General features: G+C 66.0%; 19 protein-coding genes. 8 read left to right on the top strand and 11 right to left on the bottom strand.

The features are described from left to right. Positions 1-12 precede the first annotated feature (12 nt). The 4 genes from prmB (at position 13) to IE116_RS01130 (ending at position 5,152) form a co-directional block, all read left to right on the top strand. Complete coding sequence (gene prmB, locus IE116_RS01145; RefSeq protein ID WP_189609057.1) at positions 13-918, top strand: 50S ribosomal protein L3 N(5)-glutamine methyltransferase; 906 nt, start codon at positions 13-15, stop codon at positions 916-918. A 46-nt stretch (positions 919-964) separates the two neighbouring features. Further along, positions 965-2,878, top strand: coding sequence for an ABC-F family ATP-binding cassette domain-containing protein (locus tag IE116_RS01140; RefSeq protein WP_189609055.1), 1,914 nt, complete (start codon positions 965-967; stop codon positions 2,876-2,878). 310 nt (positions 2,879-3,188) lie between these two features. Continuing rightward, on the top strand, positions 3,189-4,121 hold the full coding sequence (locus tag IE116_RS01135) for an alpha/beta hydrolase (protein WP_189609053.1): 933 nt from the start codon (positions 3,189-3,191) through the stop codon (positions 4,119-4,121). Beyond that, the gene (locus IE116_RS01130) at positions 4,118-5,152 is read left to right on the top strand and encodes a tripartite tricarboxylate transporter substrate binding protein (protein WP_189609051.1); all 1,035 of its coding nucleotides are present in this window, start codon (positions 4,118-4,120) and stop codon (positions 5,150-5,152) included. Before IE116_RS01135 ends, IE116_RS01130 begins: the two co-directional genes overlap by 4 nt. A gap of 75 nt (positions 5,153-5,227) precedes the next feature. Here IE116_RS01130 and IE116_RS01125 read toward each other — a convergent pair whose 3' ends face one another. The 6 genes from IE116_RS01125 to IE116_RS01100 form a co-directional block, all read right to left on the bottom strand. Continuing rightward, positions 5,228-6,310, bottom strand: a complete 1,083-nt coding sequence (locus IE116_RS01125) for a LacI family DNA-binding transcriptional regulator (RefSeq protein WP_189609048.1) — start codon at positions 6,308-6,310, stop codon at positions 5,228-5,230. A gap of 169 nt (positions 6,311-6,479) precedes the next feature. Next, positions 6,480-7,481, bottom strand: coding sequence for a tripartite tricarboxylate transporter substrate binding protein (locus IE116_RS01120; RefSeq protein ID WP_189609046.1), 1,002 nt, complete (start codon positions 7,479-7,481; stop codon positions 6,480-6,482). Between the two features lie 124 nt (positions 7,482-7,605). After that, complete coding sequence (locus tag IE116_RS01115) at positions 7,606-8,592, bottom strand: quinone oxidoreductase family protein (protein WP_189609044.1); 987 nt, start codon at positions 8,590-8,592, stop codon at positions 7,606-7,608. A 218-nt stretch (positions 8,593-8,810) separates the two neighbouring features. Then, complete coding sequence (locus IE116_RS01110) at positions 8,811-9,701, bottom strand: beta-keto acid cleavage family enzyme (protein WP_189609042.1); 891 nt, start codon at positions 9,699-9,701, stop codon at positions 8,811-8,813. Between the two features lie 8 nt (positions 9,702-9,709). Then, positions 9,710-10,477, bottom strand: coding sequence for an SDR family NAD(P)-dependent oxidoreductase (locus IE116_RS01105; protein ID WP_189609040.1), 768 nt, complete (start codon positions 10,475-10,477; stop codon positions 9,710-9,712). Between the two features lie 7 nt (positions 10,478-10,484). Continuing rightward, a complete protein-coding gene (locus tag IE116_RS01100; protein ID WP_189609038.1) occupies positions 10,485-11,414 on the bottom strand; it encodes a dioxygenase family protein in 930 nt (309 codons plus the stop codon). 128 nt (positions 11,415-11,542) lie between these two features. On the opposite strand from IE116_RS01100, the gene IE116_RS01095 reads away from it, so the two are divergent. After that, a complete protein-coding gene (locus IE116_RS01095; RefSeq protein ID WP_189609036.1) occupies positions 11,543-11,884 on the top strand; it encodes a cupin domain-containing protein in 342 nt (113 codons plus the stop codon). A 79-nt stretch (positions 11,885-11,963) separates the two neighbouring features. Here IE116_RS01095 and xdhC read toward each other — a convergent pair whose 3' ends face one another. The 3 genes from xdhC to xdhA are packed head-to-tail and all read right to left on the bottom strand — an operon-like array spanning position 11,964 to position 16,948. Then, complete coding sequence (xdhC, locus tag IE116_RS01090) at positions 11,964-12,806, bottom strand: xanthine dehydrogenase accessory protein XdhC (protein WP_189609035.1); 843 nt, start codon at positions 12,804-12,806, stop codon at positions 11,964-11,966. A gap of 51 nt (positions 12,807-12,857) precedes the next feature. Next, on the bottom strand, positions 12,858-15,272 hold the full coding sequence (gene xdhB / locus IE116_RS01085) for a xanthine dehydrogenase molybdopterin binding subunit (protein WP_189609033.1): 2,415 nt from the start codon (positions 15,270-15,272) through the stop codon (positions 12,858-12,860). Next, positions 15,269-16,948: a xanthine dehydrogenase small subunit gene (gene xdhA / locus IE116_RS01080; protein WP_189609031.1), complete on the bottom strand. Its 1,680-nt coding sequence runs from the start codon at positions 16,946-16,948 to the stop codon at positions 15,269-15,271. The genes xdhB and xdhA overlap by 4 nt, the downstream gene beginning before the upstream one ends. 206 nt (positions 16,949-17,154) lie before the next feature. Between xdhA and IE116_RS01075 the strand changes: the two genes are divergently transcribed. Then, the gene (locus IE116_RS01075; RefSeq protein ID WP_189609028.1) at positions 17,155-18,129 is read left to right on the top strand and encodes a LysR family transcriptional regulator; all 975 of its coding nucleotides are present in this window, start codon (positions 17,155-17,157) and stop codon (positions 18,127-18,129) included. Between the two features lie 8 nt (positions 18,130-18,137). Here IE116_RS01075 and uraH read toward each other — a convergent pair whose 3' ends face one another. Further along, a complete protein-coding gene (gene uraH, locus IE116_RS01070; protein WP_189609026.1) occupies positions 18,138-18,503 on the bottom strand; it encodes a hydroxyisourate hydrolase in 366 nt (121 codons plus the stop codon). Between the two features lie 122 nt (positions 18,504-18,625). Between uraH and puuE the strand changes: the two genes are divergently transcribed. Both puuE and IE116_RS01060 read left to right on the top strand, forming a co-directional pair. Further along, complete coding sequence (gene puuE / locus IE116_RS01065) at positions 18,626-19,558, top strand: allantoinase PuuE (protein WP_189609024.1); 933 nt, start codon at positions 18,626-18,628, stop codon at positions 19,556-19,558. Continuing rightward, positions 19,558-21,390, top strand: coding sequence for an allantoate amidohydrolase (locus tag IE116_RS01060; protein WP_189609023.1), 1,833 nt, complete (start codon positions 19,558-19,560; stop codon positions 21,388-21,390). The genes puuE and IE116_RS01060 overlap by 1 nt, the downstream gene beginning before the upstream one ends. A 36-nt stretch (positions 21,391-21,426) precedes the next feature. Here the strand turns inward: IE116_RS01060 and IE116_RS01055 are convergent, their stop codons facing one another. Then, positions 21,427-22,188, bottom strand: coding sequence for a class II glutamine amidotransferase (locus IE116_RS01055; RefSeq protein ID WP_189609021.1), 762 nt, complete (start codon positions 22,186-22,188; stop codon positions 21,427-21,429). Positions 22,189-22,198: the final 10 nt, after the last annotated feature.

The raw sequence follows: 22,198 nt of genomic DNA, 5'->3' as shown, positions 1-22,198 counted from the left end.
GCGACACCCATCATGACTTTCCTGGCTCCTGTTGCCGAGACCGCCGCGCTGCGCACCGTGCGCGACCTGCTTCGATATGCCGTGTCGCGGATGAACGCCGCGGGCGTGGTATTCGGACACGGCACGCTGGACGCGTACGACGAAGCGGCCTACATCGTGCTGCACATGCTGCATCTGCCCATCGACCGGCTTGAACCGTTCCTGGAAGCCGCCGTGCTGGACAGCGAGCGCACCCAGGTGCTGGACCTGCTGCAGCGCCGGATCGACGAGCGCCTGCCCGCCCCTTACCTGACCAATGAAGCCTGGCTGCATGGCCGCCGATTCTATGTGGACCAGCGTGTGATCGTGCCGCGTTCGTTCATTGCGGAACTGCTGAACGATGCGCTGTCGCCGTGGGTCGAAGATCCGTACCAGGTCGAATGGGTGCTCGACATGTGCACGGGATCGGGCTGCCTGGCGATCGTCGCGGCCGAGACCTTCCCGCACGCCCAGGTCGATGCCGTGGACCTGTCACCCGATGCGCTGGAAGTGGCGCGCCGCAACGTCGATGACTATGGCCTGCAAGAACGCGTGATGCTGCATGAATCGAATCTGTTCGAGACCTTGCCGCCCGCGCGCTATGACGTGATCCTGTGCAACCCGCCGTATGTGAATGCGTCGTCAATGGCCGCCCTGCCCCCGGAATATCTGCACGAGCCTGACATGGCGCTGGCCGGTGGCGCCGATGGCATGGACCTGATTCGTGTGCTGCTGGACCAGGCCGCGGCCTACCTGCAACCGCACGGCATCCTGGTCCTGGAGATCGGGCATGAACGCGCGTTCTTCGAGCAGGCGTTTCCTGAGCTCGAACCCGTGTGGCTGAGCACGTCGGCCGGCGACGACCAGGTGCTGATGCTGCGCCAGGACCAGTTGCTGTAAGCAGAATCTTCTTTAATCAGGCATCTTTTGAAAGCAGTCCGTTGACGTGATACGAGCATCTGGCATTACCCTCAGGCGCGGCACCAAGGTGCTGCTGGAGAACGCGGAATTTGTCGTGCATCCAGGCGAGCGCGTCGGCATCGTTGGCGCCAACGGCGCAGGCAAATCGACGCTGTTCGCCTTGCTGAACGGGCACCTGGATACCGATGCCGGACAGGTGGTGATTCCGGCCACCTGGCAGATCGCGTCGATCGCACAAGAGATCGATGACACCGATCGCCTGGCCATCGAGTTCGTGATGGACGGCGATACCCGACTGCGTCGCCTGCAGCACGAACGGGCGACCGTCGATGCGGAACACGACGGGCTGCGGCTGGCCGAACTGGAAGCGGAACTGTTCGATGCGGGCGCCTTTTCGGCGCAATCGCGCGCCGAACAGTTGCTGGTCGGACTGGGTTTTGCGTTCGACGAGTTCACGCAACCCGTGGCGAGTTTTTCGGGCGGCTGGCGCATGCGCCTGAACCTGGCGCGCGCGCTGATGGCGCCTTCAGACCTGCTGTTGCTGGACGAGCCGACCAACCATCTGGACCTTGACGCCATGCTGTGGCTCGAGCGCTGGCTGACCAGTTATGCGGGCACGGTCATGGTGATCTCGCATGACACCGAATTTCTGGATTCGGTGGCCAAGACCATTTTGCACTTCGATGACAGCAAGCTCGTCCGCTACAAGGGCGGCTACGAAGACTTCCTGGAACAGCGCGCCGAACGGCTGCGCCAGACGCAGATCGCCTTCGATCGCCAATCGCGCGAAGCCGCGCACTTGCAGAAGTTCATTGACCGCTTCAAGGCCAAGGCAAGCAAGGCCAAGCAGGCGCAGAGCCGCGTCAAGGCGCTGGCGCGGATGCAGTTGCTGGCGCCGGTGCGCGCCGCCTCGGGCATCCACATCACGATTCCGTCCCCCACCCAGATGCCGGACCCGCTGCTGTCCCTGGACAGGGTCAGCGCAGGCTATGGCGACACCCCGATTCTGCGCGATGTGAAGCTGTCGGTGCGGGCCGGCGCGCGAATCGGCATCCTGGGCGCGAACGGCGCGGGCAAGAGTACGCTGGTCAAAACCCTGGCCGGTGAACTGGCGCCCTTGAGCGGTCAGAGCAAGGAAGCACGTGGCCTGGAGGTCGGGTATTTCGCGCAGCATCAGCTGGACATCCTCGACCCCGAAGCCACCCCCATGCAGCACCTGGCGCGCATCGCACCCGACACGCGCGAGCAGGAACTGCGCAACTATCTGGGCGGCTTTGGCTTTTCAGGCGACTTTGCCACGGCCAAGGTCAAGCCCATGTCGGGCGGCGAAAAAGCCCGCCTGGCCCTGGCGCTGGTGGTGTGGAAAAAGCCCAATCTGCTGCTGCTGGACGAGCCAAGCAACCATCTGGACGTCGATACCCGCGAAGCCCTGACCGAAGCCCTGGCCGAGTTCGAAGGGACCATGCTGCTGGTGTCGCATGACCGGCATCTGCTGCGCACGACGGTCGACAGTTTCTGGATCGTTGCCGATGGCAACGTTCAGGAATTCGATGGCGACCTGGAAGACTATCGCGACTGGCTGGCGACCCGCCGGTCCGAGGCGCCCCCGCCGGTCAGGCTGGACGGTGGCGATGACGCGTTGCCCGAGCTCGATCGCAAGGCGCAGCGCCGCGCCGATGCGGAAACGCGTCAACGCATGTCGGTGCTGAAGAAGCCACTTGAAGCCCGACTGAAAAAAGTCGAGACGGCGATGGCGACCTTCGAAGCCCGGAAAAAAGAACTGGATACGCTGATCGCGGATCCCACGCTGTACGACGACGCGCGCAAGGAAGAACGGCGCAAGGTCCTGCTGGAGCATGGCGAAGCCGGCAAGCAGCTGGAAGTGCTGGAAGAGGAATGGCTGACCCTGCAAGGGGAACTGGAAGCCATCGACGGCTGAACCATCGGCGGTTGATAGACCGACGGCTGATCGATCAGCAGACGACCGATTGTCCGCTGGTCACGGAGGGGCGCGCCGCGCATCGGCAGCGCCCTTTTTTTCGTCTGGTCGTTCGGTTGACCGGACCAATTGGTCTTCAATTAAGCAAGTCTCCCACGCTTGTAACCGCTGACTTGGCCTCTTATTTCCTGATTGACAAACGGCCGAGCTGGTACCAAAGTTCGCCTATTGGTTAGATATCGAACCAATTTATACCAATCCACAATAAAGTCGGCACGCACGGGCGTCGCCACGATCAGGAGACAGGCACATGAGCGCAACCCCATCGGTGGTGTGGACGGGCGGCACGGAGCATTGGATCAAGAAGGGCGACGTCAAACTGTTCCTCTGGAACAAGCCACGCGCCGAAGGCACCCAGCCTGCCGGCACTCTCCTGTTTGTTCACGGATCGTCCATGGCCGGCCAACCTACCGTTGACCTGACCGTGCCTGGCCGTCCGGATTCATCGGCCATGGACTGGTTCCGTGAACGGGGCTTCGACACCTGGGTCATGGACAACGAAGGCTACGGACGGTCGGACAAGAGCCGCCCCATCAACTTCGACATCTCGAACGGCGCGGACGACCTCGAAGCCGGCGCCAAATACATTGAACAGACCACCGGCGCCAAAAAGCTGCACCTGTACGGCATCTCGTCGGGCGCGCTCAAAGCCGCCCTGTTCGCGCAGCGCAATCCTGACCGCGTGGCCCGCCTGGCGCTCGACGCCTTCGTCTGGACCGGCAAGGGCAGCCCCACGCTGGACGAGCGCAAGAAGAAGCTGGCCGACTTCCAGAAGAACAATCGCCGCCCGATCGACCGCGCATTCGTGCGAAGCATTTTTTCACGCGACCACGCAGGGTGCGCCGATGATACGACCGTCGAGGCATTCGCCGATGCGATCCTGACGCTGGACGATTCCATGCCCACAGGCACGTATGTGGACATGTGCTCGAAGCTGCCGCTGATCGACCCGAAGAAACTGAACGTGCCGACCCTGCTGATGCGCGGCGAGTACGACGGGATCGCAAGCATCGAAGACCTGATCGAGTTCTTTGCGCTGCTGCCCGACATGGACAAGCAGTTCACGGTGATGAAGGGCATTTCGCACGCCAGCTTTCAGCAGAAGAACTACCGGATGGTCTATCACATCCTGCATGGTTTCCTGACGCAGGCAGACCCGGTCTATGTCGGAGAGGATGCATGACCGCCGGCAGGGTCGGGGCGCTCCGCAGCGGCCCCCGCGTCGGTCGTCTTCGTGTGGCGATGGCGCTGGCGGCCGTGTGCGCAAGTTCGGCAACGTCCCTCAGCGTGGCGCAGACCGTGGTGGAGCCGGCCGGGAATTACCCGTCGCGGCAGATCAAGATCGTGGTGCCATTTTCGCCAGGCGGCTTCACCGACGTGGTGGCGCGTATCCTGTCGATCAAGCTGGGCCAGTCGCTGGGCCAGACCATCATCATCGACAATCGCCCGGGTGCGGGCTCGACCATCGGCGCCGACCTGGCCGCCAAGGCCTCGCCCGACGGCTACACCTTGTTGATGGTGTCAACGACCCACGTGATCGGCCCGTTCTTGTACAAGTCGCTGCCGTATGACGCGTTGAAGAGCTTCGTGCCAATCGGCAAGATGGTCGAAGCGCCCTATGTGCTGGTGACCAATGCAACCGTGCCGGCGTCGACCGTCAAGGATCTGGTGGCCTACACCAAGTCCAAGCCGGGCGAGGTCAATTACGCGTCATCGGGCAACGGCAGCACGCAGCACCTGGCCGGCGCCTTGTTCGCGAACATGACCCAGGCGCCGATCAATCATGTGCCCTATCGCGGCAGCGGGCAGGCCACCGCCGACCTCGTCAGCGGTCAGGTGCAGATGGGCTTCGTGGGCATTCCGATTGCGATCCAGCAGGTCAACGCCGGGCGGCTGAAGGCGCTGGCTGTCACGACCGACGCGCGTTCGCCCCAAATGCCGAACGTGCCAACGCTGAACGAGTCCGGCCTGACGGGCTACAACGCGTCGGTCTGGCTGGGCCTGCTGGCGCCCGCCGGCACGCCGCCCGAGATCGTGACCCGCCTCAACAGCGAAGTCGCCAAGGCGCTGGCCGCGCCGGACACGGCCAAGCAACTGGCCGAAGCCGGCGTCGAGCCGACGCCGTCCACGCCGCAAGCCTTCGGTGAATTGCTGGCCGCCGAGTATGTGAAGTGGGGCAAAGTGGCGAAGGACACGGGAGCGACGATCAACTGAGGGTCGTTGGGTTTAAACAAAGCCTGCGGACGCCGGAGTCAACATCCGGCGGCCGCAGGCTTTTTGCTGAGACGTCTAGGTTTTCGCAAGCGTGGATTTGGCGGCAGCGACTTTGGCAGAACTGACCTTCCCCTCTGCCGCCGGCGCCGCCGTCGACCCACGTACGATCAGTTCCGGACGCAGCACGATGCTGACGCCGTCGGACGCAGGCTCGGCGATCCGTTGCAGGATCAGGCGGCCGGCGTGGGCGCCCATCTCGCGCAGCGGAATGCGGATGGTGGTCAGGGCGGGATAGAGGGCGTCGACGAACGGCATGTCGTTGTGGCCGACCACCGAGATGTCTTCGGGGCAGCGCAGCCCCCTGCTGCGCAGCACGTCATAACAACCAAGCGCCACCAGGTCGTTGCTGGCTGCAATCGCCGTCAGGCCGGGCAGCCTGTCGAGCAATGCCGCGCAGGCCACCTGCCCGGCTTCGCGGGTGTAGGCGGTGCTGTCGATGCTGACCCACTGCGCCTTTTTCAGGCCGTTGGCCTTGACGGCATCGATGAAGCCTTCCTTGCGCAGAAAGCCGGTGGACAGGGTGTGCGGTCCGCTGATCTGGCCGATCTTGCGATGGCCGAGGCCGACCAGATGATCGACCGTCAGGCGCATTGCCAGGCGGTTGTCGCTGACGACGCAGGACACGCGGCCGATGTCTTCTCCCCGGTTGACGATCACAACCGGTATGCCTTCCTTGACGCAGTGATCGAGGATCGCGTCGTCGCGTTCGGCCGTGGCCAGGACCAGGCCGTCGACCTGACGGCCGACCATCTGGTCGATGATGAACCGCTGGCGCTGCGTGTCGGCGCCGACGTTGACGACGATGGGCACGTAGCCCTGCTCGGCCAGGACCTGCTCCAGGCCCCACAAAATGGAGGGAAAGATGGGGTTGCCGATGTCGGGCAGGACCACGCCGACCAGGCGCGAGCGGCCCGTGCGCAGTCCGGCCGCGACGCGGTTGGGACGAAAGCCGAGGTCGTCGGCCGCCTGCATCACCCGCGCGGCCACATCGACCGCTACCATGTGCCGCGTGGCCGGATTCATGACGCGCGAAACGGTCGAATAGTGCACGCCCAGCTGATGGGCCAGGTCTTTCAGAGTCAACCGCTTACGTTGCATAGATGGTGCGCGTCTCCCGCCGCTGTGCCGTTACGGGGACCTGCCCCGCCCGACATTCTAATGCGGCGGCGAGTTCGCATCCGCCCGCCTGCCGCCGCGGTGAGCCGCGCGCCACGTGCTGACGCGCGGCCACAACGCTGGTTCGCCGGCCCACCGGGGCCTGCGACGATCAGTTGGACGCCGACGCGCCCGACTGGCGCACCACGGGCGCGAGCTTGGTGACTTCCGACGCGATGAAGGTGTCGAAGGCTTCCGGCGTCGACGGCGTAGCTTCGGCGCCCAGCGTCAGCAGCTTTTCCTTCACGTCGGGCAGGGCCAGCGCCTTGACCACTTCGGTATTGAGCCGCTTGATCACGTCGCGTGGCGTGCCCGCCGGGGCCAGGATGCCGAACCACGAATCGAAGGCGTAGTTGGGCACGCCGGCTTCGGCCAGCGTCGGCACATTGGGCAGCGCGGCGGCACGCTTTTCGGTGGTCACACCCAGGGCGCGCAGGCGGCCCTGTTCGACGAACGGCACCGCCGACACGGTAGGTGCGAGCATCAATTGCACGCGGCCGGCCATGACGTCGGTCAACGCTTCGCCCGTTCCTTTGTACGGAACGTGGACGATGTCAACTTTCCCCAGGCTCTTGAGCAATTCACCGCTCAGATGCGTCGAGCTGCCGGTGCCGGCCGAGGCGAAGTTGATGGTGCCAGGCTTGGCGCCGGCCGCCGCCAGCAAGTCTTTCACGCTTTTATAGGGGCTGGCGGCATCGACCACCAGCACGTTCGGGATGGAAGCCACGAGCGAGACGGCCGAGAAGTCCTTGATGGTGTCGTAGGGCAGCTTGGGGTAGAGCGTCGCGTTGATGGCATGGCCCGCCGATACCAGCGCGAGCGTGTAACCATCGGCGGGCGCCTTGGCCAGCACGCCGGTGCCGATGGATCCGCCGGCGCCCGGACGGTTTTCCACCACCAGCTGGATACCCGCGTCGCCCAGTTTCTGGCTGAGGATGCGGGCAAGGATGTCCGTGGCGCTGCCCGTGCCGAACGGGACGATCATGCGGATGGGATGGTTGGGATAAGGATCGGCAGCGTAGGCCGTGCTGGTCGCCGCAGCGGCCAGGGAAGCCAGGGCCACGACAGCGGCAGTGCGCGTGGATGTCGCGAGGAAAGTGGTGCGGTGGGTCATTGTCTCTCTCCAGGGAACGGGTGGCCGCGTCTGCGCGCGCGCCTCCTCCGTTCGTTACGTGCCGGCGGCGGGATGCGCCGGGGTGGACTGCAAAACCGTCAAGCAAACTACAAACGTTTGCAAATCAGCGCACAGAAGGCGTCAGCACGATCCGGTCAGGTGCGCCGGCCAGCACCGCGCGGTAGGCATCGGTCGCCTGGTCCAGGCCGAACACGCCGTGGGGGAAAACCTCGAAGGGGCGCAGCGCACCACTGTCGAACAAGGGAGCGAGTTCATCGAGGATCAGCGCGCCGGCCAGACTGTCGAGCGCCAGCGTGTCGATGCCGACGTAGGTGTGCTGACCGCGATAGAACGAGAAGATGTCGAACGGGACGGCGCGATCGAAGGTGGAGATGAAGATCTGCCGCGCGCCGATCCCCATGGCGCGATTGGCTTCGGCAAAGTACGGGCTGCCCACGGTGTTGTAGACAATGTCCGCGCCCTTGCCACCGGTGGCTTCGAGCACCGCGTCGGCAATGCTGCCCGCGCTGGCGTCGAGCATGGTGACGTCACTGCTGGCATGGCCGCGGTAAGGCTGTGCGGTGCGTTCCACGCCAAAGACGCGGGCGCCCCGCGCGGTGGCGATCTGCGCGGTCGCCTGTCCCACCTTGCCATTGCCGCCGAGCACCAGCACCACCTCCCCTTCCTTTGGCAGACCGGCGCGGCGCAGGCCTTCGTAGGCGGTGATGAAGGGCACGCCGATCGCGCCTGCTTCGAGCAGCGACACGTTGGCTGGCTTGACGCGCAGCGACTTTGCGTCCAGCACGAGATAGCCTGCGTGCGTGCCGTCGCGGCGAATGCCAAGCTCGCCGCCGCTGCCCCACACTTCCTTGCCAACCATGTCCGACGGGCCATCGACCACGACACCCGCGAAATCGCGGCCCGGGGTGCGGGGCCACACGGCGTGCGGCATGGCGCCCAGGGTGGCTTTTACGTCGCTGGGATTGACGCCGGCGCTGTGCACTTCAACCAGGCACTGGCCAGCGGCCAGGACCGGACGGGCGGCATCGTGGGCAGGCAGGCGAAGCGCGTCGATGTCGGCGGCTTTTTCGGTGACTCTCAAGGCTTTCATGGGGACTTCCTGTAATGAATGAAGGTGCCAGTTGGATGGCTGAAGGATCTGGGTGAACAACGTATCTGAATGACTGGAGATCTGGATGACTGCAGGTCCGGATGACTGCCGGTCTGCCTGTCTGAATATCTGGATCACGGGGCGCTGGACCATGCAGCCATGGATTCATGCGCCTCCGGATCCGTGCATGCCTGAATGCGTGCCGTCATGGATGAACGTCAGGCGCTGCGCCGCGCCAGTTGCAGCAGGTCGCGGGCTTCGCGCGGCGTGGCCAGTTCACCACCGAGCGCTTCGAGAATCCCGCGCGCCTTGGCGACCAGCGATGCGTTGTCTGGCGCCAGCACCCCCTTGGACAGGTAGATGTTGTCCTCCAGGCCCACCCGCACATGCCCGCCCGCCAGCCACGCCTGCGCCACGATCGGGAACTCGGCGCGGCCAATGCCAAACGCCGCCCAGCGCGCACCGGCCGGCAGCATGTTGCGGGCATACATGAGCGCTTCGGGCGTCGCGCCAAATCCGTATTTGACGCCCAGCACGAAGGTCCACAGGCCGGGGCCTTCCAGCGTGCCGTCCTGAATCAGGTCCAGCGCCAGCGCGATGTCGCCACTGTCGAAGATTTCGAGCTCCGGCATGACGCCGGCTTCGCGGATCACGTGGGCCATCTTGCGCACGTTCTTGGGGGTGTTGATGACGACATCCCCGCCCGAGTTCATGGTGTTCAGATCCAGCGAGCAGATGTCCGGGCGCAGTTCGGCGATGTGCTCCACACGCAGTTCCGGCCGCAGCAGGGTCGAGCCTGGCGCGGCGACACGCGGATCTTCATCGCTTGGAATGAAGCGGCCGCCCGGGCCGGTGGTCAGGTTGATGATGAGGTCGGGGTTCTCGGCGCGGATCAGCGTGATGACTTCGCGGTACAGGGCGATGTCCATCGACGGCTTGCCGCTAGCGGGATCGCGCACATGGATGTGGGCGACCGCAGCGCCTTCGCGGGCGGCGCCCAGCGCGGCGTCGGCGATCTGGCGCGGCGTGACGGGCAGGCCCGGATGCTGGGCCACGGTGGTCAGGTTGCCTGTGACGGCGCAGGTCAGGATGGTTTTGCGTGGATGCATGGTGGACCTCAACCGAGACGGCGGCCGCCGTCGACGACGAGCGTGGTGCCGGTACTGAATCGCAGGGACACCGCGCAGGCCATGACGGCGTCGGCGATGTCATCGGGTTGCCCGACGCGCTTGAGCGGCGTCGTGGCGGCGGTCTTGTCGTTGAACGCCTGGTCGCGGCCGGCGACGAAATCGGTCTGCACCACGCCGGGCGAGACGTTCAGTACACGGATGGCCGGGGCCAGCGCGCGGCCCAGCGACATGGCCATCACATCGAGCCCGGCCTTGGCGGCGCAGTAGGCAATGTTGCTGCCGGTGCCCGTCGATCCTGCGATCGAAGAAATGTTGACGACCAAGCCGTCGTTGTTCGCGCGCAGCAGCGGCGCAAAGCTGCGAATCGCCGCGAACTGCCCGCGCCAGTTCACTTCGAACATGCGGTCGATGAAGTCGTCGGTCAGCGCATCCAGATTGGCGTGGGCGATCGGCTGCGTGAAGCCCGCCGTGTTGACGAGGATGTCGGCGCGGCCGTACCTGGCCTGGACCGCGGCGGCCAATGCCACCAGCGACGGTGTGTCTTCGACCGCGGCCAGCATGCCGGCGTGGCCTGCCGGATTCGAGATGGCGGGCAGCGCCGCAGCCAGCGAGGCGGCTTCGTCCAGCTTGCTGCGGCTGGTCAGCACGACCGCGGCGCCGTGCTCGGCAAGCCGGCGTGCGGTGGCCTGGCCGATGCCGCCCGTGCCGCCCAGAATGACGGCGACCTTGCCGTCGAGTGCGAGGGGTGTGCTCATGATGAACCTATGCGATGGGAGGAGTGGGATAGGTTGGCGTACCGGCCGCCAACGTGAAATCGAAGTCGAGGGTGTAATGCGGCCCTGCCCCGTCGCCCCAAGGGAAGGCGCCGTCTTCATGCCATTCGAAGTGGCCGACCAGACCGCGCTGCACGCCAAAGACGACGTCGGTCTCCAGGTATTCGGAGTCGTCCGCAAACACCTGAGCGACGAGCGTGTCGTGATCCGCCGCCGACACGATGAAATGCACATGCGCGGGGCGATAGGGATGACGATGCTGCATGGCCAGCAGCTTGCCGATCGGTCCATGCACGGGCACCGGATAGCCCGCCGGACGGACGCTGCGGATCTCGTAGCGGCCGTGTTCATCGGTACGAAATTGCCCGCGCAGATTCTTGTCGGGCTGGTTGGGATCCTGGTTGTCGTACAGACCCACCGGTGATGCCTGCCACACGTCGAGCAGCGCATTGGCCAATGGCTTGCCGGTGGTATCTCGCACCACGCCGCGCATGAACAGCGGGACGCCGGGCGTGCCGTCCCGCGCGATGTCGGCGCCGCCTTCGCATTCGGGCGCATTGCCGCGATAGAAGGGACCCAGCAAGGCGCCCGGGGTGCGGTCGCCCTGCCCTGTCGTGTTCAGCACTGTGACCAGCGTCGAGATGCCGAGCACATCGGCGGCCAGCACGACTTCGTTGTGGGAGTCGGTGTTGGCCTGGCCGACGGCCGCGATGAACTGCAGGCCCCGCTCGAATTCCTGGTCGGTCAGTTTGACCTCGCGCAGGAAGGCATGGGCATGGTCGACGAAGGCATCTACGATCTGCTTGAGGCGAGGGTCGTCGTTCAGCGCCATGGCGGCCTTGACGATGGGAGTGACCGACGCTGCGTCGTCGATCAGCCGCAAGCCTTCCCCCCGGTTTTCTGTGAGCGTGGTGTTCATGATTTTGCTGCCGTCTCCATTGCAAACGTTTGCATTGTGCGAGCTTTTTGCTTAGAGTCAAGCATCGTTTTCACGATATGTGTCGGGGCCCAGCGCCCATCCCTGTAGCAACATCAAGGAGCCATGCCATGCACGTGACCCGCTTTTCCCAGGCGCCCGCCTACCATCCGCCCCGCCATGACAACATGGCCTGCGTGCGCCTGCAGGGGCATGAAGCCGGGCCGTCCGAGTCGATGTGGCTGGGGGTGTCGCACGTCTTGCCGGGCGGGCAGACCGACCTGGCGGCGTCGCCGGTTGAAAAGATGTATGTGGTGCTGGAAGGGTCGGTATCGATCGGCAACGGGACCGAGGAAGTCGAGCTGCACCTGCATGATTCGGTGCGGCTGGCGCCGGGGGAATCACGTCAGGTGATCAATCGCGGGACGCGGACGGCAATGGTGCTGCTGGTGATGGCGTATCCGAAGGCGTAAGGCGCGACCGCAGCGAACCGACGGTGGAGTCCTTGCGTATGACAACGATCGTGCAGGCTGGGCGGGATCGTTGCGCTTATCAACGATCGTGCAGGGACCATCCCAGCAGTTGCGCCGCCACGGCAACGGCAATGACCTCCGGGCGTTTGCCCGGCAGGTCGGCGATCCCGATCGGGCACACCATCGACGCGATGCGGTCGTCGGCGATGCCGCGTGCGGCAAGACGTCGTTCGAACGTGGTTCGTTTGGTGGCGGATCCGATCAGCCCGCAGTAGCCTGCATCGCCGCGGGCGAGCACGGCCTGTACGATGTCGAAGTCGATCGCATGGCTGTGCGTCATTACCAGGTGGCAGGCGCCGGCGGGGGCCTCCCGGGCTTCTGCCGCGGCGTCTTCCGTGTGATGCAGGACGACATGCGAAGGGAACGGGCCGTCGGGCAGCATCTCGTCGCGGGTCTCGACCCAATGGATTTCGAACGGCAAGGGCAGCAAGGCGTAGACGATGGCGCGCGCGACGTGGCCCGCGCCATACAGCCAGACGGCGCGGCGTGGCGGCTCCAGGGCGGCAAGCGCCGGCAGCTCGTCGTCGGTCAACGGCGAAAATCGCAATTCGACCGCCCCGCCACAGCACTGGCCCAACGACGGGCCTAACGGAAATCGGCGATTGTCGACGGGGAAGTCGACAGGAAAGCCGCCATGATTCTCCAGCTTTTCCCGAGCCAGCCGGATGGCTTCCAGTTCAAGGTGTCCGCCGCCTATCGTGCCGCCAAAGCCGGTTGCATCCACCACCAGCGACGCATCGGTGGCGCGAGGCACGCTGCCATGTACGGCAGTAATCCGCACCACGCAGGCCGGGCGTGCCGCGTCGCGACAAGCGACCGCATACGCGTGCGCCGAGACCGGCAATAGCGAGTCGTTAAGCATGAACGACGATCCGCCATTCGTTGTCATGCGCAACGTTCTGCACGCGATGGCTCACGAGGACACCGCACGCAGCACCGCTTCCGGTGTGGCGGGGGCGGACAGCGGTACGCGTGCATCGGATATCGTCAATGGACGCGACGCGGTGCCCGCCTCTGACGCCGTCGCCGCGCCGGTCGTCGTCCGGCCATCGCCTGCGCTGGGCAAACCAGCGACCCGATCCGCCCGCGCCGCCGCAACCGCGTCGCGAATTGCAAAGAACGCCGCAAACCCCAGCATGAACGGCGGCTCGCCCACTGCCTTGGATCCGAACACGTTGTCTTCGCGATTGGCCTCGTGCCACAAGGTCACGGAAAACTGCTCGGGCACATCGGCCGCGGTCGGGATCTTGTAGGTGGACGGCGCATGTGTGGCGAGCAGGCCGTCGGCCTTCCACACCAGTTCTTCGGACGTGAGCCAGCCCACGCCCTGCACAAAACCGCCTTCGATCTGGCCGATGTCGATCGCCGGATTGATGGAGCGGCCCACGTCATGCAGGATGTCGGCACGCAGCAGGCGGGTCTCGCCGGTGAGCGTGTCGATGGCCACTTCGCAGGCGGCCGCCCCATAGGCAAAGTAGTAGAACGGCCGGCCCCGCATGGTCACGCGGTCGTAGTGGATCTTGGGCGTCGCGTAATAGCCGTCGGACCACAGGGACACGCGCGCGGCATAGGCTTGCTGCACGACCTGCACAAAGGGCAAGGTCTTGCCGGGCAGGTGCACGGCGTTGGCGCGGATGGCGATATCGTCCAATGCCACGTCATGCGCCTGCGCAACGTAGCGGCGCAGCCGTTCACGGATTTCAATGGCGGCAAATTCCGCTGCGCGGCCATTCAGGTCGGTGCCGCTCGATGCGGCCGTGGCCGATGCATTGGGCACGCGGCCGGTGTCGGTCGCGGTAATGCGGACCTTGTCGAGGCTGATGCCCAGCGTGTCCGCCACGATCTGGCAGACCTTGGTGTGCAGGCCCTGCCCCATTTCGGTTCCGCCGTGATTGACCGTGACCGAGCCATCCGTGTACACGTTCACCAATGCGCCGGCCTGGTTGAACATCGTGGCCGTGAACGAGATGCCGAACTTGACCGGCGTGATCGCAATGCCGCGCTTGATGACCGGGTGCGTGGCGTTCCATGCGGCGATGGCGGCGCGACGTTCAGCGTACTTGCAATCGTCGGCCAGCCGGGGCAGCAGGTCGGGCAGGATGTTGTCTTCGACTTCCATGCCGTAGTGGGTGCGATTGCGCGGCGCATCACCATACAGATTCACGGTGCGCACGGCCAGCGGATCCAGGTTCAGATGCCGCGCAATGTCGTCCATGATGGCTTCGATCATCGCCACACCTTGCGGTCCACCAAAGCCGCGAAACGCGGTGTTCGATTGCGTGTGCGTCTTGCAGCGATAGCTGTGGATGGCGATTGCGGGCAGGAAGTAGGCGTTGTCGGTGTGGAAGATGGCGCGGTCGGCGATCGGACCCGACAGGTCGGCCGAAAAGCCACAACGCGCAGCCTGCAGCATGTCGATGCCGCGTACCTTCCCGTCGTCGTCGAAGCCCACCGTCCATCGGCCGGTGAAGTCATGCCGCTTGCCGGTGATCAGGAAGTCGTCATCGCGGTCCAGCCGCATCTTGCATGGCGCCTGTGTCAGCCACGCCGCCACGGCGGCCCAGACCGCGATCTGGCCGGCCTGCGTTTCCTTGCCGCCAAAGCCGCCGCCCATGCGCCGGCATTCAACCTGCACGGAGTGCGTGGGCACGTGCAAGGCGTGTGCGACCCAGTGCTGGACTTCGCCCGGGTGCTGGGTGGACGACAGCACTTTCATCGTGCGGTCTTCGCCCGGCAAGGCCAGCGCTATCTGCCCTTCCAGATAGAACTGTTCCTGACCGCCTACTGCAAATTCGCCCTTCAGCACGTGCGGGGAGGCGGCCAGTGCTGCGGGTACGTCGCCTTCGACCAGATGCACCGGCGGCAGCACATAGGCTTCAGCTTTCAATGCCGCATCGATGCTCAGGATGGGAACGAGCGGCTCGATATCCGCCACCACCGCACGCGCCGCCACCCGCGCGGCCTTGGCGCTGCGCGCGACCACGAGCGCAATGGGCTGGCCGACGTATTCCACGATCTCGGCGGGCAGCACGGGTTCGTCTTGCGCCGAACCCAGCAGATTGGTGCCGGGCAGGTCGGCCGCGACGATGATGCGCACCACGCCCGGCAAGGCTTGCGCCGCGGCGAGGTCGATGCCGCGCAGGCGGCCATGCGCCACGCGCGACAGCACGGGCGCAACGAACAGCGTGCCTTGCGGCTCGGCCACATCGTCGACATACAAAGCGCGGCCGCTGACATGCAAGTGGGCGGCTTCATGGGCGGGCGACGTGCCGCAACTGCGCGCGTCGACGGGTAGCGCAAGGACGCCGGGGCGGTCAGGTGCGTTCATGGCGTGATCTCCATCAGGACGGGCGACAGGTCGGCAAGCGTGTGGCCGGATGCGGCAGATGGCGCGGCGCCGGACGCGGTGGACAGGGCAAGCCAGGATCGGAGCAGCAGATTGGCCGCGACGTCGCGGCGGTACGCGGCGCTGGCGCGCAAGTCATCGAGCGGCGCGAATTCGTTGCGCAAGGTGTGCAGGGCATCCGCCAACGGCCCTTGCGCCGCGGGCATGACGGCGTGCGTCGCCACGTCCAGGCTCGCCAACGCCGCCTCGGTCCTGGGGGCGCGGCTCGGGACAGCGGCCATGCCACCCACACCGATCCGGACCTGAGAGACCTTGCCGCCGGTGAGCCGGAATGCCGTGGCGACGGCCACTGCGCTGATGTCCTGCTCCAGGCGCTTCGATACCTTCCAGGCATGGACGTCGACATTGGCCGGCACGGGCACGCGCACCGCGCGCACGAACTCGCCGGGCAGCAGACAGTTCTTCTGGTAGCCCAGGTAGAAGTCGTCGAGCAGCACGACGCGTTCCACGCCGCCACGATGCAGCACCAGGCTCGCGCCCAGGGCCAGCATGAGCGGCGGGCAGTCGCCGATGGGCGAGCCATTTGCCAGGTTGCCGACCAGCGTGCCGGCGTTGCGAATCGGCGTGGATGCAAAACGATCGAAGTAACTGGCGCAGTTCGGCAAGTGCGGCAACAAGGCGTCGAGCGCATCGCTCAGGCTGACAGCGGCGCCGATCTCCAGGACGGGTGTGCCGTCGCCCCAGACTGCCGCGGCCGCGTCGCCAGACATCTCCTGCATGCCCTGCAGCTCGCGTACCGCGCCGAGCCACACCACGTCACCAACTGCGCGATGCTGTTTGGTCACCCACAGGCCGACATCGGTCGACCCGGCAACAATGCGCGCCTGCGGCCGTTCGGACAGCACCGCGCTCAAGGAACGCAGCGTCCGCGGCGCGTAGAAGCGGCCGGCGGCATGGCCCGGCCACTGCGTCGCCACGTCGGCACCCGACGCGAACACCGCATCGCCGTCCGCGGCGACCGCTGCCAGACGCGTCTTCCACAGTGCCATGTCGGGCCCCTGCCACGGTGCGGCGCACATGGCGCGCGTCGCGTCGACAATCGGCCGATACCCCGTGCAGCGGCACAGATTGCCCGACAGTGCGCGCAAGGCGTCGTCGCGGCTGACCTCGGGATCGGCCGCGGCACGCCGGGTTTCGTACAACGCGAACATCGACATGACAAAGCCCGGCGTACAGAAGCCGCATTGCGACCCGTGGCAATCGACCATGGCCTGCTGCACCGGGTGGAGCGCGTCGGGGGTCGCGATGTCCTGTGCGCTTTGCACGGCCTTGCCATCCAGGGTGCCCAGGAATTGGATACAGGCATTGACGGCGCGGACCTGCGGTTCGCCGTCAGCGTTCAGGTCGGTGACGGCCACGGTGCACGCACCGCAATCGCCCTCGGCGCAACCTTCCTTGACCGAGGCACAGCCGCCACGCTCGCGCATCCATTCGAGCAGGGTCAGCGTGGGCGGCGCATGGTCGACGCTGACCTGCCGGTCGCCCAGCCAGAAGCGGATGGGGCGTTCCGACGCAGCGGCGGATGGCGATGGCGATGGCGATGGCAAGGCCGATGGCGACGCGGCGTTGACAGAGGAATCGGGAGAGGCAGCAGTCATGGCGGGCACCGGAGGTCCGCCAGGATCGGCGGCAAGCTGGAAAAGGGCGTGCAGTCTCACAACATACGCTGACCGCGCGGCGCTATCATCCTGTTTCTGCGATAACGCTCATCATCTATTGATGATGAGACATCGGCCAAGGCCGTATCAGCGCCAGACAGTCCGCCGATTTCCCGCCACCACAGCCAGAACGCATCAGACCTTCCATGCCAACGCCCGCGACTTCTCCGACCACGCCTCGCAGCGACCTGTCCCGGCTCAGTCTGGCCGATGTCCAGGCTTTCCTGACCCTGCTCGATACCCTGCACGTGTCGCGCGCGGCCATCCGTCTCGGGGTAGGCCAGCCGCAGCTGTCGGCGCGGCTGGCGCGGCTGCGGCGATTGACCGGGGACACCTTGTTCGTACGTGCAGCGGGCGGCGTGGTACCGACGGCAACCGCCTTGTCGCTGGAAGCGCCCGCCCGCGAATTGTTGCTGCAGGCCGACCATTTCCTGGCCCCGCCGCCCCGCTTCGATCCGCAGCGCGCCGAAGGCGAGCTGCATCTGGCGGCGCCGGACTATCTGGACCCGATGCTGTTGCCGCGATTGGCGGGGCGTTTGCGCCAGCTTGCTCCCGACATCCGCTTGACCGTGCACCCGCTGACCGACGACCAGGACTATGCCGAAAAACTGGCGGATGGCCGGCTGGATCTGGTGATCGCCAATTGGCCCGATCCGCCCGCGCAATTGCACCGCTTGCCGATCATGGACGACGAATTGGTGGTGATGATGGGCAGCCATCACCCGCTGGCGGATCGGCCCCTGACTGCCGCCGCCTATTTCCAGGCGCAGCATGCGGCGCCCACGGCCATGCGGCCCGGCCTGCGCAGCACGGTGGATACGCTGCTCGCGCGCGCCGGCCACACGCGCCGCATCGCCCTGGAATTTCCGGTGTTCAGCGTGATTCCGTATGTATTGACGCAGACCGACCTGCTGCTGACGACAGGCCAGCGCTTCACGCAGTTCTTTGCAAGCTCGTTGCCGGTCAAGGTGCTGCCCTTGCCGGTCGCCCTGCCGCCCCTGCAGTACTGCCTGTTGTGGCATGCGCGGGCCCGGCGCGAGGCACCGGTGCGGTGGCTGCGCGAGCAGATCGTGGCGTGCATCGGGCCCACCGTGACTCCGCAGCGGGGTCCGGCGGGCTGACGCGGGGCTCAGCTCCCCCGATAGGTGCTCCAGCTCCATGGGCTGACCAGCAGCGGCACATGGAAGTGCTGGCTGGCGTCGGCAATGCCGAAGTTCAGCGCAACACGATCCACAAACCGCGGTTCGGGCAGGTCGATACCGCGCGCGGCGAAGTACGCACCGGCAGCAAACACCAGGCGGTAGGCCGCCACAACGAAGTCCGGGCCTTCCAGCAGCGGGCCGTCGATCCGGCCATCGTCATTGGTCACGACCCGCTTGAGCAGCACGGCGGACGCGGGGTCGGCGACGTCATTCAAGCGATACAGATCGATGGTCAGCCCGGCGGCGGGGCAGCCGTGCGCGGTGTCGAGAACGTGAGTGGTCAATTTGCCCATGGGATTCCTGAGTGGGTGCGCCTGAGTGAGTGCACCCGGGTGGGTGCAAGTAAGCCAAAGCCGGTTCGGCCCCAGCCAAAAAGTGTATATAGTTTCAGGTCGCTCAGCAGCCACCTTCTTCCATGACTTCCTATCCCCGCGATCTTGTCGGCTACGGCCGCACTCCTCCCGACGCCCGTTGGCCAGGCCGCGCCCGCGTCGCCGTGCAGTTCGTCCTGAATTATGAAGAAGGCGCCGAAAATTCAGTGCTGCATGGCGATCCGGCCTCGGAACAGTTCCTGTCCGAAATCGTTGGCGCGGCGGCTTACCCCGACCGCCACATGAGCATGGAGTCGATCTATGAATACGGCTCGCGCGTGGGCGTCTGGCGCATCCTGAAAGAGTTCGAAAAGCGAGGGTTGCCATTGACCGTGTTCGGCGCGGCCATGGCGCTGGAACGCCATCCGGAAGTCACCCAAGCGTTTGTGGACCTGGGGCACGAGATCGCCTGCCATGGCTGGCGCTGGATCCATTACCAGGGCATGGACGAGGCCACCGAGCGCGAGCACATGCGCATTGGCACCGAGATCGTGCATCGCCTGACCGGGGGCCAGTGGCCGCTGGGCTGGTACACCGGCCGCGACAGCCCCAACACCCGCAAGCTGGTGGTGGAACACGGGGGCTATGTGTACGACAGCGACTATTACGGCGACGACCTGCCCTTCTGGACCCAGGTCGAAGCCGCCCAGGGCGGCACCGTGCCGCATCTGGTGGTGCCCTACACGCTGGATACCAACGACATGCGGTTCGCCACGCCGCAGGGCTTCAACACGGGCGACCACTTCTTCGACTACCTGCGCGACAGCTTTGACGTGCTGTATGACGAAGGCGCCGAGTCCCCGCGCATGCTGTCGATCGGCATGCACTGCCGCCTGCTGGGGCGTCCCGGGCGCTTTCGCGGCCTGCAGCGTTTCCTGGACCACCTGGAAAAGCACCCCGACGTGTGGGTGTGCCGACGCATCGACATCGCGCGCCACTGGCAGCAGCACCACCCCTACCCTTCTACCGCCCTGTGATGACCACGCCTTCTTCCACGCCACCGTCGCCCTCGTCGCTCCCCCTGCCCGGCGCATCCGTCCCGGCTCCGCTGACCCTGGACGTGCTGAACGCGGCCAGCCTGGACGACTTCACCCAGCGCCTGGACGGCCTGTACGAACATAGCCCGTGGGTCATGGAACGCGCCGCCGCGCGTCGCCCGTTCAAGTCGGCGGCAGCGCTCAAGCTGGCGCTGGCCACGGCGGTGCGGGAAGCGAGCCGCGATGAACAGCTTGCCCTGATTCGCGCGCACCCGGAACTGGCCGGCCGTGCAGCCATTGCTGGCGAACTGACAGCCGACTCGGCCGGTGAACAGGCGCGCGCCGGGCTGAACGCGTGCACGCCCGAAGAGTTCGCGACGCTCCAGACACTGAACGCCGATTACCGTGCACGGTTCGGTTTTCCGTTCATCATCGCCGTGCGCGGCCCAACGGGTGCGGGCCTGACACGCACGCAGATCATCGCGGCGTGGCAACGTCGGCTGCGGCATGCGCCCGACCAGGAGTTCAAGGAAGCGCTGCGCCAGATCGACCGCATTGCCGAGATCCGTCTGGCCGATCGCCTGCCGCAGCCGCGGGCCTTTGGCGAGCAGATCATGCAGTGGGCCGAAACGCTGGCGAGCCATTCCGATTCCCCGGACGATCTGACCTGCACCTACCTGACCCCGGCGCATCGCGCGGCCGCCTCGCAGATCGCGACCTGGATGCAGGCCGCCGGATTCGACAGCGTGCGCCATGATGCCGTCGGCAATGTGGTCGGACGGTACCGCGCCGATCCGGCCATTGACGCGCCCGCGCTGGTCTCCACCGGCAGCCATTACGACACGGTGCGCAACGGCGGCAAGTACGACGGCCGCCTGGGCGTGCTGCTGCCCATCGTGCTGGTCGAGCATCTGCACCGCGCCGGCCGCCGCCTGCCCTATGACCTGGACGTGGTGGCGTTTGCCGAGGAAGAAGGCGTGCGCTACGGCAGCACCTTCCTGGGGTCGTCGGCCTATGTGGGCCGCTTCGATCCGGCCGTGCTGGACGCGGTCGATGCGCAAGGCATCGCCATGCGGGATGCCTTGAGGGCGGCAGGCCTGGACCCCGAGGCGATAGACGCGGCCGCGGTGGACGTGGCACGGCTCAAGCACTACTTTGAAGTGCACATCGAGCAGGGCCCGGTCCTGTTCGAACGCAACCTGCCGGTGGGCGTGGTCACGTCGATCGCGGGCAGCTTGCGGCGTCTGCTGACGCTGCGCGGCGTGGCCAGCCATGCCGGGACGACGCCCATGGACATGCGGCGGGACGCGGCGTGCGCGGCGGCCGAGATCGTGCTGGCGGTGGAGCGGCGCTGCGCCGGCACGCCGTCATTGGTAGGAACGGTAGGCGTACTCACAGTCCCGAACGGGTCGGTCAACGTCATCCCGGGCGCCTGCACGGTGTCGCTGGACATACGCGCGGCCGACAACGCCGTGCGGGATGCGGCCGTGGCCGATCTGGAGACCGAGATCGCGGCAATCTGCGCGCGCCGCCAGATCTCGGTGGTGACCGAAGAACTGATGCGGGCCGCCGCCGCGCCTTGCGCGCCGCACGAAATGGCGTACTGGTCAGAGGCTATTTCGGCACGGGGCCTGCCGGCTTGCGCCCTGCCCTCGGGCGCGGGCCACGACGCCATGAAACTGGCCGAGGTCGCGCCCGTCACCATGCTGTTCACCCGCTGCGGCAATGGCGGCATCAGCCACAACCCGCTCGAAATCATGACGGCCGACGACGCGCAACTGGCGGCGGAGTTGACCCTGGACTTTCTGGAACGACTGGCCGCTGACACCTGAGCGCACCATAACGAAGCGCTGGCGCCGGCCAGCGCATCAAACTGGTGCGCCGTCCACGAACACTTTCAGTTCGCCCGACGCGAACGGCAGCCAGGTTTCGTTCGCCGTCAGCGGCTCGGTCACGATCACGGCCACCCGGTCGTCGGGCGTCGTCACCTCGGCAAAGTTCACCGTGACCTCGTCGTCGGACAAGCTGGCCGTGGCGAAGGGATGCTGGCGCACCAGGTAGTGCAGGCGCGTGGAGCAGTGCGCATACAGCTCGGTGCCGTCCGACAGCATCATGTTGAAAGTGCCGTGCGTTGCGATCCCGGCGCACAGGCCGCGCAGCGCCTCGGCGAGCACCTCGCGCGACGGCCGCGACGCAAAACGCGCCCGCAGCGATTGCAGAATCCAGCAGAAGGCCCGTTCGCTGTCGGTGGACCCCACTGGCTGGTAGGGGCCGTCCAGTTCGGGGTGGTAATCCTTGAGGTCGCCGTTGTGTGCGAACACCCAGTACCGGCCCCACATCTCGCGGATGAAGGGATGGCAGTTCTCGAGAATGACGGATCCGACCGTTGCCTTGCGGATGTGCGCGATGACGTTGGTCGATTTGATCGGGTAGCGCCGGATCAGATCGGCAATCGGTGATACCAGCGCGGCCTGGTGATCCACGAAATGGCGCACGGCGCGCCCTTCGAAGAACGCGATGCCCCACCCATCGATGTGTTCGCCCGTGCGTCCGGCCCGGTACGCAAACCCGGTGAAGCTGAAGACGATGTCGGTCGGGGTATTGCAGTTCATGCCGAGAAGCTGGCACATGGTCGGGATC

The sequence above is a fragment of the Pigmentiphaga litoralis genome (assembly GCF_014651835.1).
GTDB lineage: Bacteria > Pseudomonadota > Gammaproteobacteria > Burkholderiales > Burkholderiaceae_B > Pigmentiphaga > Pigmentiphaga litoralis.
Note: the sequence above shows the minus strand (reverse complement) of the source record. Positions and strands in the feature narration are given on the sequence as shown.

Bases quoted from the DNA above. Each gene is read 5' to 3' on its own strand.
- prmB (WP_189609057.1), top strand. From the start codon at position 13: ATGACTTTCCTGGCTCCTGTTGCCGAGACCGCCGCGCTGCGCACCGTG.
- IE116_RS01135 (WP_189609053.1), top strand. From the start codon at position 3,189: ATGAGCGCAACCCCATCGGTGGTGTGGACGGGCGGCACGGAGCATTGG.
- IE116_RS01130 (WP_189609051.1), top strand. From the start codon at position 4,118: ATGACCGCCGGCAGGGTCGGGGCGCTCCGCAGCGGCCCCCGCGTCGGT.
- IE116_RS01125 (WP_189609048.1), bottom strand. From the start codon at position 6,310: ATGCAACGTAAGCGGTTGACTCTGAAAGACCTGGCCCATCAGCTGGGC.
- IE116_RS01120 (WP_189609046.1), bottom strand. From the start codon at position 7,481: ATGACCCACCGCACCACTTTCCTCGCGACATCCACGCGCACTGCCGCT.
- IE116_RS01115 (WP_189609044.1), bottom strand. From the start codon at position 8,592: ATGAAAGCCTTGAGAGTCACCGAAAAAGCCGCCGACATCGACGCGCTT.
- IE116_RS01110 (WP_189609042.1), bottom strand. From the start codon at position 9,701: ATGCATCCACGCAAAACCATCCTGACCTGCGCCGTCACAGGCAACCTG.
- IE116_RS01105 (WP_189609040.1), bottom strand. From the start codon at position 10,477: ATGAGCACACCCCTCGCACTCGACGGCAAGGTCGCCGTCATTCTGGGC.
- IE116_RS01100 (WP_189609038.1), bottom strand. From the start codon at position 11,414: ATGAACACCACGCTCACAGAAAACCGGGGGGAAGGCTTGCGGCTGATC.
- IE116_RS01095 (WP_189609036.1), top strand. From the start codon at position 11,543: ATGCACGTGACCCGCTTTTCCCAGGCGCCCGCCTACCATCCGCCCCGC.
- xdhC (WP_189609035.1), bottom strand. From the start codon at position 12,806: ATGCTTAACGACTCGCTATTGCCGGTCTCGGCGCACGCGTATGCGGTC.
- xdhB (WP_189609033.1), bottom strand. From the start codon at position 15,272: ATGAACGCACCTGACCGCCCCGGCGTCCTTGCGCTACCCGTCGACGCG.
- xdhA (WP_189609031.1), bottom strand. From the start codon at position 16,948: ATGACTGCTGCCTCTCCCGATTCCTCTGTCAACGCCGCGTCGCCATCG.
- IE116_RS01075 (WP_189609028.1), top strand. From the start codon at position 17,155: ATGCCAACGCCCGCGACTTCTCCGACCACGCCTCGCAGCGACCTGTCC.
- uraH (WP_189609026.1), bottom strand. From the start codon at position 18,503: ATGGGCAAATTGACCACTCACGTTCTCGACACCGCGCACGGCTGCCCC.
- puuE (WP_189609024.1), top strand. From the start codon at position 18,626: ATGACTTCCTATCCCCGCGATCTTGTCGGCTACGGCCGCACTCCTCCC.
- IE116_RS01060 (WP_189609023.1), top strand. From the start codon at position 19,558: ATGACCACGCCTTCTTCCACGCCACCGTCGCCCTCGTCGCTCCCCCTG.
- IE116_RS01055 (WP_189609021.1), bottom strand. From the start codon at position 22,188: ATGTGCCAGCTTCTCGGCATGAACTGCAATACCCCGACCGACATCGTC.